Source organism: Oricola thermophila, assembly GCF_013358405.1.
Classification (GTDB): Bacteria; Pseudomonadota; Alphaproteobacteria; order Rhizobiales; family Rhizobiaceae; genus Oricola; species Oricola thermophila.
The window spans coordinates 2262332-2276611 of record NZ_CP054836.1 but is presented as its reverse complement, the minus strand read 5'-3'; the positions used below and the strand labels follow the sequence as shown (position 1 = coordinate 2276611).

The 14280-nt window shown below is 61.2% G+C and carries 12 protein-coding genes; 8 read left to right on the top strand and 4 right to left on the bottom strand.

The window, feature by feature from the left end; all coding sequences use genetic code 11:
- Positions 1-4: 4 nt before the first annotated feature.
- Both HTY61_RS11065 and HTY61_RS11060 read right to left on the bottom strand, forming a co-directional pair.
- Positions 5-1039, bottom strand: coding sequence for a permease (locus HTY61_RS11065; protein ID WP_175276845.1), 1035 nt, complete (start codon positions 1037-1039; stop codon positions 5-7).
- Complete coding sequence (locus tag HTY61_RS11060) at positions 1036-1359, bottom strand: ArsR/SmtB family transcription factor (RefSeq protein ID WP_175276844.1); 324 nt, start codon at positions 1357-1359, stop codon at positions 1036-1038. The genes HTY61_RS11065 and HTY61_RS11060 overlap by 4 nt, the downstream gene beginning before the upstream one ends.
- 139 nt (positions 1360-1498) lie before the next feature.
- Between HTY61_RS11060 and guaB the strand changes: the two genes are divergently transcribed.
- Positions 1499-3001 (top strand): IMP dehydrogenase, encoded by a 1503-nt coding sequence (guaB, locus tag HTY61_RS11055; RefSeq protein ID WP_175276843.1) that lies wholly within the window; start codon positions 1499-1501, stop codon positions 2999-3001.
- A gap of 149 nt (positions 3002-3150) precedes the next feature.
- Positions 3151-3567 carry an MAPEG family protein gene (locus HTY61_RS11050; RefSeq protein ID WP_175276842.1) on the top strand — a complete coding sequence of 139 codons (417 nt, stop codon included), beginning with the start codon at positions 3151-3153 and terminating at the stop codon, positions 3565-3567.
- On the opposite strand, the gene HTY61_RS11045 is transcribed toward HTY61_RS11050, so the two are convergent.
- Complete coding sequence (locus HTY61_RS11045; RefSeq protein WP_175276841.1) at positions 3526-4485, bottom strand: hydrogen peroxide-inducible genes activator; 960 nt, start codon at positions 4483-4485, stop codon at positions 3526-3528. The genes HTY61_RS11050 and HTY61_RS11045 overlap by 42 nt on opposite strands.
- Positions 4486-4604: 119 nt before the next feature.
- Between HTY61_RS11045 and katG the strand changes: the two genes are divergently transcribed.
- From katG to guaA, 5 genes are all read left to right on the top strand, one after another.
- Positions 4605-6776, top strand: a complete 2172-nt coding sequence (katG, locus tag HTY61_RS11040) for a catalase/peroxidase HPI (RefSeq protein ID WP_175276840.1) — start codon at positions 4605-4607, stop codon at positions 6774-6776.
- Between the two features lie 316 nt (positions 6777-7092).
- Complete coding sequence (locus HTY61_RS11035) at positions 7093-8379, top strand: RsmB/NOP family class I SAM-dependent RNA methyltransferase (protein WP_175276839.1); 1287 nt, start codon at positions 7093-7095, stop codon at positions 8377-8379.
- Positions 8380-8713: 334 nt separating this feature from the next.
- On the top strand, positions 8714-9319 hold the full coding sequence (locus HTY61_RS11030) for a 5'-methylthioadenosine/S-adenosylhomocysteine nucleosidase (protein WP_175276838.1): 606 nt from the start codon (positions 8714-8716) through the stop codon (positions 9317-9319).
- On the top strand, positions 9319-9864 hold the full coding sequence (locus tag HTY61_RS11025; protein ID WP_175276837.1) for a GNAT family N-acetyltransferase: 546 nt from the start codon (positions 9319-9321) through the stop codon (positions 9862-9864). Before HTY61_RS11030 ends, HTY61_RS11025 begins: the two co-directional genes overlap by 1 nt.
- A gap of 103 nt (positions 9865-9967) precedes the next feature.
- On the top strand, positions 9968-11524 hold the full coding sequence (guaA, locus tag HTY61_RS11020) for a glutamine-hydrolyzing GMP synthase (RefSeq protein ID WP_175278520.1): 1557 nt from the start codon (positions 9968-9970) through the stop codon (positions 11522-11524).
- 60 nt (positions 11525-11584) lie between these two features.
- Here guaA and arsB read toward each other — a convergent pair whose 3' ends face one another.
- Positions 11585-12670 (bottom strand): ACR3 family arsenite efflux transporter, encoded by a 1086-nt coding sequence (gene arsB / locus HTY61_RS11015; RefSeq protein ID WP_175276836.1) that lies wholly within the window; start codon positions 12668-12670, stop codon positions 11585-11587.
- A 310-nt stretch (positions 12671-12980) separates the two neighbouring features.
- Here arsB and sbmA point away from each other — a divergent pair, with 310 nt between their 5' ends.
- The gene (sbmA, locus tag HTY61_RS11010) at positions 12981-14276 is read left to right on the top strand and encodes a peptide antibiotic transporter SbmA (protein ID WP_175276835.1); all 1296 of its coding nucleotides are present in this window, start codon (positions 12981-12983) and stop codon (positions 14274-14276) included.
- Positions 14277-14280 lie beyond the last annotated feature (4 nt).

Sequence of the window (14280 nt, the reverse complement as noted above, 5' to 3'; positions counted from 1 at the left end):
ATCCTCACGCGATCAGTTGGAACAGTACGCCAGACAGGATGGCGCCGGTGACTCCCAAGCCGAGATAGGCCGCGAATACACCGCGTCTGACCAGCGACCACACCGCCGCCATGGCGGGAACGGAACTGACAGCGCCGGCTACCATGAAGGACATTGCCGCGCCTGCACTCATGCCCTGTTCCGTCAGGCCGGCGAGCAGTGGCGGTGCTACATAGGAGTTCAGGTAGGCAGGCATGCCCACGAATGCGGCGATCGCTATGGGTACGATGCCGTTACCGCCGACGACACCGGCAATCAGCGAAGCGGGCACGTAGAGGATCAGCAAGGCCTCGAGCACATAGGCAAGGGCCAGCCAGCGGACGAGGAACATGGCGTTGGCGGCGAGTTCGCCGCGGAATACGCCCATGCGGACGTCTTCGCGCCAGAAGCGCCATACGGGTGTTCCCTCGAACGGAGAGGGACCACAGCCACAACCGCCGCCCGAGCGCGCTCTCAGCGGCTCGGCGAACCAGCCGCCGGCAATCATTGCTTGCAACGCGAAGCCGCCGAACAGGCCGAGACCCACCGCTGTTACCGCCTTGCCAATCGCAAAGTCCCAGCCGAGCGCGCCGGCGGTGATGAACAGGGTCGGCGGATCGATTAGCGGCGAGGACAGCCAGAACGCCATGACTGCGGGCAGCGGCGCGCCGACTGCCAGCAGGCCGGCAACGAAGGGGATGACCTCGCAGGAGCAGAATGGTGCCAGTCCGCCGAACAGCGCGGCAAGCAGGATCATCCGGTTTTCGCGGCCCTGGAAGGCCTTGGCGACAAGGCTTTCGGCCCCGGATGCCTTCAGGAAGGCGATCAGTAGCACGGCAATCGCAATATAGGGCAGGGTGCCCGTGAAGGCCTTTGCCGCGATCGCGAGAACCTCGTCCAGGCGTTCGGGATCGAGAGCCGCGACCAGGAGCGGCGCGGCGATCGTGATCGTCCAAGGCGTTGCGAGCCGTTCTTTCAAACCGAACCGGCGTGGTGCCGGTGCCTGCAGGGCATCACTCATGTGTCCTCTCCTTTGCATGCGTCACTGCAGCATTCCTTGAGAATGAACTCTGCCAGTGTCTCCAGCCGGTCGTAGTCGGCACGCGAGATTACCGAGCGTCCTTCCTTTTCCTGGGTGATTAGTCCGGCAGAGGCCAGAAAGCGCAGATGATGCGCAAGAGTCGAAGCCGCCATGCCGGTGCGCGATTGGATGTCGCCAACGGTCAGGCCTGGCGGGCCGGCCTTGACCAGTGTTTGCAGGACCTGCAGTCGGGCTTCCGAGCCGATGGCTGCAAAACCCTGTGCCGCTTCCTCGATGGGAATGTTGTCTAAAATAACCATGTTTCTAATTATATCGTTATATATTGCGATGTCAATCGTCTTCCGAAGGCTTTCGCATCCCGGACAAGCGTGGTACCTGCCACTGCCAACGCAGTGCCGAGTCCTCCCCGGCTCATCGATAAAAACGGAACGAACAGCGATGGCGACCATCCTTCAGACGATCACCGGCGCGGAAGCGCTTACATTTGACGACGTGCTCCTGCAGCCGGGGCATTCCGAGGTCATGCCGGGTGAGACCGACATCAGCACCACGATCGCGCGTGACATCGAGTTGACGCTGCCGATCATCTCCTCCGCAATGGATACGGTGACCGAATCGCGCCTTGCCATCGCCATGGCACAGGCCGGCGGTCTCGGCATCATTCACCGCAATCTCAATCCCGAGGCACAGGCCGAGGAAGTTCGCCAGGTCAAGAAGTTCGAATCCGGCATGGTGGTCAATCCAGTCACCATAGGGCCGGACGCGACACTGGCCGACGCGCTTGCGCTGATGAAGGCGCATCGCATCTCCGGCATTCCCGTCGTAGAGGACGCCGGGACTGGCAGCCAGAAACCCGGCCGTCTCGTCGGTATCTTGACCAATCGCGACGTGCGCTTTGCTTCCGATCCTGACCAGAAGGTCTACGAGTTGATGACGCGGGAGGGCCTTGTCACCGTGCGGGAGACCGTCGACACGGAAGAAGCGAAGCGTCTGCTCCATCAGCATCGCATCGAGAAGCTGCTTGTTGTCGACGAGCGGGGCTATTGTGTCGGCCTGATAACGGTGAAGGACATCGAGAAGTCGCAGCTCAATCCGAACGCCGCCAAGGACACCCAAGGGCGACTGCGCGCCGGTGCCGCGGTGTCTGTCGGCACCGATGCCGAGGAGCGCGCCGAGCGCCTGATCGACGCCGGTGTCGACGTTATCGTCATCGACACCGCGCACGGTCATTCCCAGCGCGTGCTCGACGCCGTCGGGCGGGTGAAGAAGATGTCCAATTCGGTGCGTATCATCGCCGGCAATGTAGCGACCGTGCATGGTACGAAGGCGCTGATCGATGCCGGTGCGGACGCGGTCAAGGTCGGTATCGGGCCGGGTTCCATCTGCACGACCCGTGTTGTCGCCGGGGTCGGCGTGCCGCAGCTTGCCGCCGTGATGGCATCAGCCGAGGAGGCAGACAAGCACGGAATCCCGGTTATCGCCGATGGCGGTATCAAGTTCTCGGGCGATCTTGCAAAGGCGCTCGCGGCGGGTGCAAAGGCCGCGATGGTCGGATCCCTGCTTGCCGGAACGGATGAAAGCCCGGGCGAAGTCTATCTGCATCAGGGCCGTTCCTACAAGGCCTATCGGGGTATGGGATCGGTTGGAGCAATGGCGCGCGGTTCTGCGGACCGCTATTTTCAGGCAGAGGTTCGCGACACGCTGAAACTCGTCCCGGAAGGTATTGAAGGTCAGGTGCCCTACAAGGGGCCGGTTGCAGCTGTTCTTCACCAGCTGGCTGGCGGTTTGCGCGCTGCCATGGGGTATACGGGGGCCAAAACGCTGGTCGAGTTTACGGAGAAGGCGACTTTCGTCCGCATCACCGGCGCCGGCCAGCGCGAAAGCCATGCTCATGATGTCCAGATCACGCGCGAGAGCCCGAACTATCCGGGTGGCATGTGAATTGGCGAATATGGCCGACGTTTCCCGCCTGCGATGGGGTGACGGCACTCCGCGGGCGGGGCAGGCCGGTTTCCTCGTCGCAGGGTTAGAAGGCCTTGTGAACCTGCGGAGTCTCGGTTTTTTTCGGCTTGGTTGGGAGGATTTTTGAAATGCAGTCCAATGCGATCTTCTGGCCTGTAATTGTTCAGGTGGTTCTTTCGCTGGCGATGTATCTCGTCATGAGCGCGCGCCGCATCGCTGCCGTGAAGGCCGGTCAGGCGAAACCCCGCGACTTCGCGATTCCAAGGGATCCGGAAATGAGCGCGACAGCCGCGCGCAACGTCTCCAACCAGTTCGAGCTTCCGGTGCTGTTCTACGTGGCCTGCCTGGCTTTCCATCAGGTCGGCATCGTCGATTTTGCCGCCCTGGTCCTTGCATGGCTCTTCGTTGCTGCGCGCCTTGCGCATGCCTGGGTTCATGTGACGTCGAACATCGTGATCCTGCGGCGGCGGGTCTTCATCGTCGGCTATCTGGTGGTGGCCCTGCTATGGCTCTGGTTCGCGCTGCGCCTTGCGCTCTTCGGCTAGGCCGTCTTCTCCGCCCGTCAGAATTTCGCCTGCCACGGTGCGGATCGCCTGTGCCATTGCGCCGAAATCCGGTAGCCGTTTCGACGACTTGCGCCAGAACAGCGCGATGTTGCGATGCGGCATCGGTTCTGCGAACGGCGTGACTGCCAGGCCGCGCAGGCCCTCGGTCTCGGCAGGGATCGCGATTTCGGGAAGCAGGGTCAGCCCCATGCCGTTCACAACCATCTGCAAAAGCGTCGTCATCGAGGTTGCCCCGAAATTGACCATCCTATTTGCGCGGCCATTGCCACATACCGCGAGCGCCTGGTCGCGCAGGCAGTGGCCTTCCTCGAGAAGCAGCAGCCTGTCCAGCGCGACCTTGTCTTCGGTAAGCGGCGACTGCAGCACGTCCGAACCGTTGGCGGCACTTGCGATGAAGAAGCGGTCCCGGAACAGGTGCTCCGCATGCAGGCCGGGTTCGTCGATCGGCTGCGCGGCGACGATGGCGTCTAGCGAACCGTCGAGCAATTCGCGCGTCAACGTGTCGGTGATGGCTTCACGTACCTTGAGGTCCAGCTTGGGGAAGCGCTCCTGCAGGTGCGGGATCAGCCGCGGCAGCAGATAGGGTGCGATGGTCGGAATCATGCCGACGCGCAGGCCTCCGACCAGCAGGCCCCGATCCTGCAGCAGCATCTCCTCCAGCGTCTGCACATCGCGCAGGATCCGGCGTATGTGCGGAAGCAGCCGCTGTCCGGCCTCTGTCAGCAGAATACGCCCGTGCCTGCGCTCGACCAGCTTGCGTTCAAGCTTGGCCTCCATGTCCATGATCTGCGCCGACAGTGCGGGCTGCGAGATGTTCACCGCCGCGGCCGCTTTGCCGAAATGCAGTGTTCTCGCCAGCGCGTCGAAGTAGTGCATTTGCCGGAGTGTCAACTTCATAGGTTTTAGTTATCATCAATATCGGAAATTACAATTTGAAATTATGGCGCTGCTGGCTCATCACCTTCCTTGGAACGGTTCCAGAAAGATGGAGCCCCGACCCCTGACAGGAGGATATCATGGACGCGAAAGTTGACAGGACCGGCAAATGTCCGGTGATGCACGGCTCGATCACCGAAGCCGGCGTTTCGAACATGGAATGGTGGCCGAATGCTCTTAACCTCGACATCCTGCATCAGCACGACACCAAGACCAATCCCTTGGGCAAGGACTTCAACTATCGTGAAGAGCTGAAGAAGCTTGATGTGGAGGCGTTGAAGAAGGATCTTCACGCCCTGATGACGGACAGCCAGGACTGGTGGCCAGCCGACTGGGGTCATTATGGCGGGCTGATGATCCGCATGGCATGGCACGCTGCCGGCTCCTACCGTCTCGCCGATGGCCGTGGCGGTGGCGGTACCGGCAACCAGCGCTTCGCGCCGCTGAATTCCTGGCCGGACAATGCGAGCCTCGACAAGGCGCGCCGTTTGCTCTGGCCGATCAAGAAGAAGTACGGCAACAAGGTCTCCTGGGCTGACCTGATCATTCTTGCCGGCAACATTGCCTACGAATCCATGGGGCTGAAGACGTTCGGCTTCGCCTTCGGCCGCGAGGACATCTGGCACCCGGAGAAGGATGTCTACTGGGGTGCCGAGAAGGAGTGGCTTGCCCCCAGCGACAACCGCTACGAGGACGTCGAAAATCCGGCGACAATGGAGAATCCGCTGGCGGCGGTGCAGATGGGCCTGATTTACGTCAACCCGGAAGGCGTCAACGGCCAGCCGGATCCGTTGAGGACGGCAGCGCAGGTGCGCGAGACGTTCGCCCGCATGGCCATGAACGACGAGGAGACCGTCGCGCTCACGGCCGGAGGCCATACCGTCGGCAAGACCCACGGCAATGGCGATGCCGGTGCGCTCGGCCCCGAGCCGGAGGCGGCCGGTCCCGAGATGCAGGGTCTCGGCTGGCACAATCCCAATCAGAATGGTCTGGCCAGCCGCGCTGTGACGTCGGGCATCGAGGGGGCCTGGACGACCAATCCCACGCAGTTCGACATGGGGTATTTCCATCTCCTGTTCGGCTATGAATGGGAACTGAAGAAGAGTCCGGCAGGGGCATGGCAGTGGGAGCCGGTCGACATCAAGGAAGAGGACAAGCCGGTTGACGCCAGCGACCCATCCATCCGCCACAACCCGATCATGACCGATGCCGACATGGCCATGAAGATGGACCCGACCTATCGTGCCATCTGCGAGAAGTTCATGGCCGATCCGGAATATTTCCGCGATACATTCGCCCGCGCCTGGTTCAAGCTGACCCATCGCGACATGGGGCCGAAGTCGCGTTATTTCGGGCCTGATGTGCCGCAGGAGGACCTGATCTGGCAGGATCCGGTGCCGGAAGGTCCTACCAACTACGACATTGGAGCCCTGAAGCGGAAGATCGCGGAAAGCGGTCTCTCGATCAGCGAGATGGTCTGTACCGCCTGGGACAGCGCCCGCACATTTCGCGGGTCCGACTATCGCGGCGGCGCCAACGGCGCGCGCATCCGCCTGGCACCGCAGAAGGACTGGGAGGGCAACGAGCCTGAACGTCTGGCAAAGGTGCTTTCCATCCTTGAGCCGATGGCGAAGGAGGCAGGCGCGAGCATTGCCGACACCATCGTGCTAGCCGGCAATGTCGGGATCGAGTTGGCCGCGAAGGCCGCCGGCTTCGACATCTCGGTGCCGTTCGAGCCCGGCCGTGGCGATGCGACCGACGAGATGACCGATGCGGAATCCTTCGACCCGCTCGAGCCGATTCATGACGGCTACCGCAACTGGCTGAAGAAGGACTATGCTGTCAGCCCGGAGGAGCTGATGCTTGATCGCACGCAGCTCATGGGGCTGACCGGTCCGGAAATGACGGTTCTCGTCGGGGGCATGCGCGTGCTTGGCACGAACCACGGCGGCACTAGCCACGGCGTGTTCACCGATCGCGTGGGAGCCCTGACGACAGACTTCTTCGTCAACCTGACCGACATGGCCTACAAGTGGGTGCCTGCAGAAAAGGGCATCTACGAGATTCGCGATCGCAAGACCGATCAGGTCAAGTGGACCGCTACGCGTCTCGATCTCGTATTCGGTTCCAACTCGATCCTGCGTTCGTATTGCGAGGTCTATGCGCAGGATGATGCGCGCGAGAAGTTCGTCCACGATTTTGTCGCCGCATGGACCAAGGTGATGAACGCTGACAGATTCGACATCGCCTGATCTCGATCGGAAACGCGGAGAAAAAGAGCCGGGGCAATTGCCCCGGCTTTTCGTTGGGATGCCCCAGCCTGAGGGAGGAGGGGTAGGAAGAGGCTGGTAGCTTCCCGTCAGGAGGAACGCACCCGGCTGATCAACCGGTATGGGACGATCCTGATCGGTCCCATGGGAACGGAATATTCTTCGCACTCTGTGGAGGGATTGATCAGGATCAACCGACACAAGATTTTCCGTTCATTCGGCCAGACGATGGCCTTTTCGCGCACTTCCGGCTAGATGCTGCGCCAAGGAAACGAAAATCACCGGATGATGGACAATCATGCGCCTCGGCGGACGGGTCAGCGCGGCAATAGAAGTGCTGCAGGAAATATTGGATCGGCGGCGCCCTGCCGCCGAAGCTCTGAAAGATTGGGGGCTCGCTCACCGCTTTGCGGGATCCGGTGACCGTGCGGCCATCGGCAATCTTGTTCATGACGCGCTGCGCAAGAAGCTCTCGACAGCCTACCTGATGGACGATGACAGTCCGTCCTCGCTCGCATTCGGTGCGTTGTGGCGCCAATGGGGCGTTTCGCCGAAAGAGATGCAGGAGCTGTTTGACGGTGATCGCTTTGCACCGGAAGTGCCGATCGAAGTACTTGAAGCGGCTGCGAAGCGCGATTTCGCATTTGCCACGCCGCATGTGGAGGCAGACATTCCGGACTGGTGCGCCGATCTGTTCGAGGAAAATTTCGATGACGAATGGGTCATGGAAGCCTCTGCCCTGTCCGAGCGCGCGCCGCTTGACGTGCGTGTCAACACGCTGAAAGCCGATCGCGAGAAGGTGCGGAAGCAGCTTGCCAAGTTCGGCGCGAAGCCCACAGTGATCGCGCGCCATGGCCTGCGCATCTTGCCTGGCAAGGGCGCGGAACGGCTTCCCAACATCCAGGCCGAGCCGGCTTTCCAGAAAGGCTGGTTCGAGATCCAGGACGAAGGCAGCCAGATCGTTGCCGATCTCGTTTATGCCCAGCCCGGCGAGCAGATACTGGATTACTGTGCCGGTGGCGGCGGCAAGACGTTGGCGCTGTCTGCCTCGCTGGACAACAAGGGCCAGGTTCATGCCTGGGATGCCGATCGCAATCGTCTTGCGCCGATCTTCGACCGTCTGAAGCGCGCTGGCACACGCAATGTCCAGGTTCACGCGGCCGATGCCGACTTGTCGCCGCTCGAAGGGACCATGGACCGGGTCCTCGTCGACGCACCCTGTACCGGCTCGGGTACATGGCGGCGCAATCCCGACGCCAAGTGGCGGTTGCAACCATCCGCGCTGGAAAAGCGGTTGGAAGAACAGGTTGCCGTGCTCGATGCGGCATCAAGATACGTCAAGCCGGGCGGCTATCTGGTCTATGTCACCTGTTCGCTCTTTCCGCAGGAGAACGAATATCAGGTCTATGCGTTTGGCGACCGGCACGATGATTACGAGCTGCTGTCGGCCGGCGAGGCCTGGCAGGACCTTTTCGGCTTTGCCAAGCCGCAGCCATGGTCAGGTGACATGAAGTGCATCACGCTGACACCACGCGCTACCGGTACTGACGGATTTTTCTTCGCGGTAATGCAGCGGCGCGTCTGACGGCGAAGCTCCGGCCAGTCATGACGTTGCGTCATGCGCTTGCGACGATCTGTCCTGACGTGATTTCATGTGGATATCCGTGTTTTTTCAACGTGATTTCATCCGAACGGAAGCATCTCGCGGTTGTTTTGATGGCCGGTTTGTTTTTCGATTCTTTTGGTAGACTTCCGGTTGCGATGTAAGTGTACCGATCTGCAGCAGCTGTACCCGGCCTGGGCCGTCCGCGTGGCAGTCCTCGATGGGGATCGCTGGGCCTGACCATGGGGTGTTTCAAAACTCGGATGAACGGGAATTTCGCGGGATCAATGCCGCCAGAGTCGACTGGGTGCCGGGCATGAAAAACATCGGCGGCCGGAACGTCCTCTATGTCATGGCAGTCGATGCCGAGTACGGGCCGCATCTTCAGCACCGTATCAAGCCACTGATGTGCGGTGTCGGCCCTGTGGAGGCGGCAGTCAACGTGACGCGGGCGCTCGGCCGGGCGAGGCCGGACGTTGTCGTTTCTCTTGGTTCTGCCGGTTCGCGCACGCTTGAGCAGGCCGAGGTATACCAGGTTGCCTCGGTGTCCTATCGCGACATGGACGCTTCGCCCCTGGGATTTGAGAAGGGCCGTACGCCTTTCCTCGACCTGCCGGCGGAGGTTGATCTGCCTTATCGCCTCGAAGGATTGCCGGCGGCGCGTCTTTCGACCGGAGCGAACATCGTTTCCGGAGCCGCCTATGATGCCATCGATGCCGACATGGTCGATATGGAGACCTTTGCCATATTGCGTGCCTGCATGACCTTCGATGTGCCGCTGATCGGGCTGCGCGGTGTTTCCGACGGCGCCGCCGACCTTCACCACTATGATAACTGGACGCAATATCTGCATGTCGTTGACGAGAAACTCGCGGCGGTGGTCGACCTTGTCGAGGCCGCGCTGGCGGACGGCGCGCTCTGATGCGTAAGGATCGCATCGAACATGCGATCCGCCCGTACCGGTCGGAGGACCTTCCCGAACTGTGCGATCTGGTCAACGAGATCATTCGGATCGGCGGCACCACCCTGCTGGAAACGCCATTCACCGTATCGGGTTTCGTCGACCACTTCTTCAACCAGCAGATCATGATCAGCTGCCTCGTCGCCGAGGACGAGGGAGGGCAGATCCTCGGATTCCAGGTCTTGTCCTATCACGAGCAGCTTCCCGACGACTGGGCCGATATCTCCACGTTCGTACGCGCATCGCCCCGCCTCACCGGCGTGGGCACCGCCTTGTTTGCCGAGACTGCGGCACTTGCGGAAAGATACGACCTTGCCATGCTGAGCGCGATCGTGCGCGCCGGGAATGTCGGCGGACTCGCCTACTACGAGAAAATGGGTTTCGTTCCCCGGAAGATCGAGAAGGACGTGCCGCTGGCAAGCGGCGGCAGGTGCGACCGAGTATTCATGCAGTATGCGGTGCCCGGCGATCACAACCGGCCGCGCGTGATCCGCGAAACGATATGAGGGCGTGATCGGTGTGCGGTGCAAAAAATCCGGTGCGCGGTCAACACTGGCGATTGCATCGTGATCCGCATCGGCATAAACGCTCGACATGAGCGCTCCCGACATGACCCACCACCCCGATACAGTTCTCATTATCGATTTCGGCAGTCAGGTGACGCAGCTGATTGCGCGTCGCGTGCGCGAGGCCGGCGTCTATTCCGAGATCGTGCCGTTCCAGTCCGCCGAGGAAGGCTTCGAGCGGCTGAAGCCGAAGGCGGTTATCTTGTCCGGCGGCCCGGCGTCGACGGTCGAGACCGGCAGCCCTCGCGCGCCGGACGTTATCTGGCAAAGCGGCCTGCCGGTCCTAGGCATATGCTATGGCGAACAGACGATGTGCGCACAGCTCGGCGGCAGGGTCGAGGCCAGCGACCACCGGGAATTCGGCCGTGCCTGGCTGGATATCGAAAAGGACAATCCGCTCTTCGATGGGGTCTGGAAAGCTGGCGAGCGCCACCAGGTCTGGATGAGTCATGGCGATCGTGTTGCCGCACTTCCAGAAGGTTTCGAGGTCATAGGCACCTCGTCGGGAGCACCGTACGCCGCCATCGCGGACGTGTCGCGCGGCTATTATGCCGTCCAGTTCCATCCCGAGGTCGTTCACACGCCTGACGGCGCGAAGCTGCTCGCCAACTTCGTCCACAATATCGCCGGCCTGAAGGGCGACTGGACCATGGCCGCCTACAAGGAACAGGCGATCGCGGCCATTCGTGCGCAGGTCGGTTCCGGCCGTGTCATCTGCGGCCTGTCCGGCGGCGTCGATTCCTCCGTCGCTGCACTGCTGATTCACGAGGCCGTTGGCGACCAGCTGACTTGCATCCTCGTGGACCATGGCCTGATGCGCAAGAACGAGGCGGCCGAGGTCGTTTCCATGTTCCGCGAGCATTACAATATCCCGCTTGTCCATGTGGACGCGTCGGACACGTTCATTTCCGCCCTGGAAGGCGAGGCCGATCCTGAAACCAAGCGCAAGACCATCGGCAAGTTGTTCATCGAGGTTTTCGAGGCCGAGGCGAAGAAGCTTGGCGGCGCCGATTTCCTTGCGCAGGGCACGCTCTATCCCGACGTGATCGAAAGCGTCTCCTTTACCGGTGGTCCGTCGGTGACCATCAAGAGCCATCACAATGTCGGCGGTCTGCCCGAGCGCATGAATATGAAGCTCGTCGAGCCGCTGCGTGAGCTGTTCAAGGACGAGGTGAGGGTGCTCGGCCGCGAACTCGGCCTCCCGGAACACTTCATTGGCCGTCACCCGTTCCCTGGGCCGGGACTCGCCATCCGCTGCCCCGGCGGCGTGACGCGCGAGAAGATCCGCATTCTCCAGGACGCTGACGCCATCTATCTCGACGAGATCCGCAAGGCAGGCCTCTATGATGCCATCTGGCAGGCCTTCGCCGTGCTCTTGCCCGTTCAGACAGTCGGCGTCATGGGTGACGGGCGCACATATGAGTATGTCTGTGCGCTGCGCGCGGTAACGTCCGTCGACGGCATGACCGCCGATTTCTTCCATTTCGATATGGATTTTCTCGGCAATGCAGCGACCCGCATCATCAACGAGGTGCGCGGCATCAACCGCGTCGTCTACGACGTGACGTCGAAGCCGCCCGGCACCATCGAGTGGGAGTAGGCGACTCCGGTCGCCGCTTGAACGGGCTCTTCCGGAACCCGCCGGAAGACCCACCCGGACTCAGCCTTGCGGGAAGTGCACCCGCGTTGCATTGGCGAATGCGACGAGGGAGAGCATGACCGGCACCTCCACCAGCACCCCGACGACCGTCGCGAGAGCCGCGCCCGACTGCAGGCCGAACAGCCCGATGGCCACTGCCACGGCGAGTTCGAAGAAGTTGGACGTCCCGATCATCGCGCATGGCGCAGCGACGTTGAAGGGAACCCGCCACAGCCACGCCGCGCCGTAGGCCAACGCGAATATGCCGTAGGACTGGATGAGGAGCGGGATCGCGATCATCACGATCAGGACCGGCCGCTCGACAATGACGCCACCCTGGAACCCGAACAGCAGCACGACGGTCGCGAGCAGCCCGAGCACCGAGAACGGTTTCACCGCGCCGGTAAAGCGTTCGACGGCGGTGTCGGCGCTCTCGCCCTGCGCGGCATGAGTGGTGAGCCAGCGCCGGGTCGCGGCGCCCGCCGCCAGGGGAATGACGACATAGAGGACGACGGAAAGCAGCAGCGTCTCCCAGGGCACCTCGATCTCCGTGACGCCCAGCAGGAAGGCGACGATCGGCGCGAAGGCGAATATCATCACGATGTCGTTCACCGACACCTGGACAAGCGTGTAGGTCGCGTCGCCGCGCGTCAGTTGCGACCAGACGAACACCATGGCCGTGCAGGGCGCCGCGCCAAGCAGGATCAGCCCGGCGATATATTCCTGCGCGTCCGCCGGCGCGATGAAATCGGCGAACACGTATTCGAAGAATATCACCGCCAGGGCGGCCATGGTGAACGGCTTGATCAGCCAGTTCACCGCCAGTGTCAGGATTAGCCCCTTCGGCCGGTCGCCGATGTGGCGCAGGCTGGAGAAGTCGACCGCGACCATCATCGGGTAGACCATCGCCCAGATCAGTATCGCCACCGGAATGTTCACCGATGCGTATTCGAGTTCGGAAAGAAAGCCGAAAAGGCCGGGCAGGAGATTGCCCAGAACGATTCCCGCCGCAATGCAGAGCGCCACCCAAAGCGAAAGCCATTTCTCGAAGAAGCCGATGCTTCCTGCAGGCTTCGCGGTATCGATATCGATGTGTGTCGTGTTCATTCTGTTGTCTCGTGAAATCCCGGCTTTGGACCTCTGCTCAGCCGAAACCCGGTTTTCCGGGAGTGTGGCCCGAATGTCTCGATGGCACCGCTCGTATCCATATTTCATGCATTATTGATATATGTGCAATTGTCAATCCGTCGCGACAGGCTATTCAAGAACGCGGTCACCGTAGTCGGTCGCGTCGGCCTTGCCGTTTGCCGACCGAATTACGAATCCGTGAACGTCAGTGATCATTGCCGCATGGCAATTCGCGAAGATTGCTTTAGGTTCCGCGAAAAGAATTCTGGCCGTCTGAGGATTTAGCGCCGTGTTTCAATCATTCTTTCCCAAGCCGAAACTGTTTTTCGTCTCGGTGGTGCTGTGGACCGCGGTCATCATGACGCTGTGGTATTTTGGCGCCCATGACTGGGGCCGGTATCTCGGTCTTGGCGTGGCGACGCCGGAGGACAACCAGATCGTCGGCATCCACTACTTCTGGTCGCCGACCTTCCTTTGGCTCTATGTCTACTATGCCATTGCCGTGGCAATCTTCGCCGCCTTCTGGTTCAAATGGTCGCCCCACCCCTGGCAGATGTGGTCAATCGTTGGCTCGTCAGTAATTCTTTTTGCCACCTATTTTGGTGTGCAGATATCCGTCGCGCTCAATAACTGGCGCCGCCCTTTCTTTGACCTGGTTCAGGCCGCATTCACCGAGGATGCGACGACGAGCGCCGCCGATTTCTACAATCTGATCTGGGTATTCGCCTCCATTGCCTTCATGGCGATATTCGTTTTCGTGGCGACGCGATTCCTTATCAGCCACTGGATCTTCCGCTGGCGCACGGCGATGAACGACTACTACATGGCGCGATGGAAGCAGTTGCGTCATATCGAAGGCGCCTCGCAGCGTGTGCAGGAGGACACGATGCGTTTCGCCGGCATCATGGAGGGGCTGGGCGTATCCATGATCGATTCGGTCATGACGCTGATCGCCTTCCTGCCGCTGTTGTGGTCGCTTTCGGGCTATGTCACGGAATTGCCGATCGTCGGCGCCATTCCTGCGCCCCTCTTTACAGCTGCGATTCTCTGGTCGCTCTTCGGCACGGCCCTTCTTGCCGTCGTCGGCATCAAGTTGCCGGGTCTCGAATTTCGCAATCAGCGCGTGGAGGCGGCGTACCGGAAGGAACTCGTTTACGGCGAGGACGATTTCGAGCGCGCTCAACCCATGACGGTGAAGGAGCTGTTCGGTCACGTGCGCCGGAACTATTTCCGGCTGTATTTCCACTACATGTATTTCAACGTGTTCCGCTCGCTCTACCTGCAGGCCGACAACATCTTCGTCTATGTCCTGCTGATCCCGACCATCGTTGCCGCCGGAGCTGTCGGCTTCACCTACGGCATCATGCAGCAGGTGCTCACCGCATTCGGGCAAGTGTCGAACTCGTTCCAGTATCTCGTCAATTCATGGACGACGATCGTTGAACTTCTGTCGATCTACAAGCGCCTGAAGGCCTTCGAATCCGCGATAGCGGGAGAGGAGTTGCCGGATATCGACAAGGAGTGGCTGGAGATTCACGGCGCTCCGGATGGCGATGGCGTGGAGCCTGTCGGGCCGGGCGTCTGAGTTC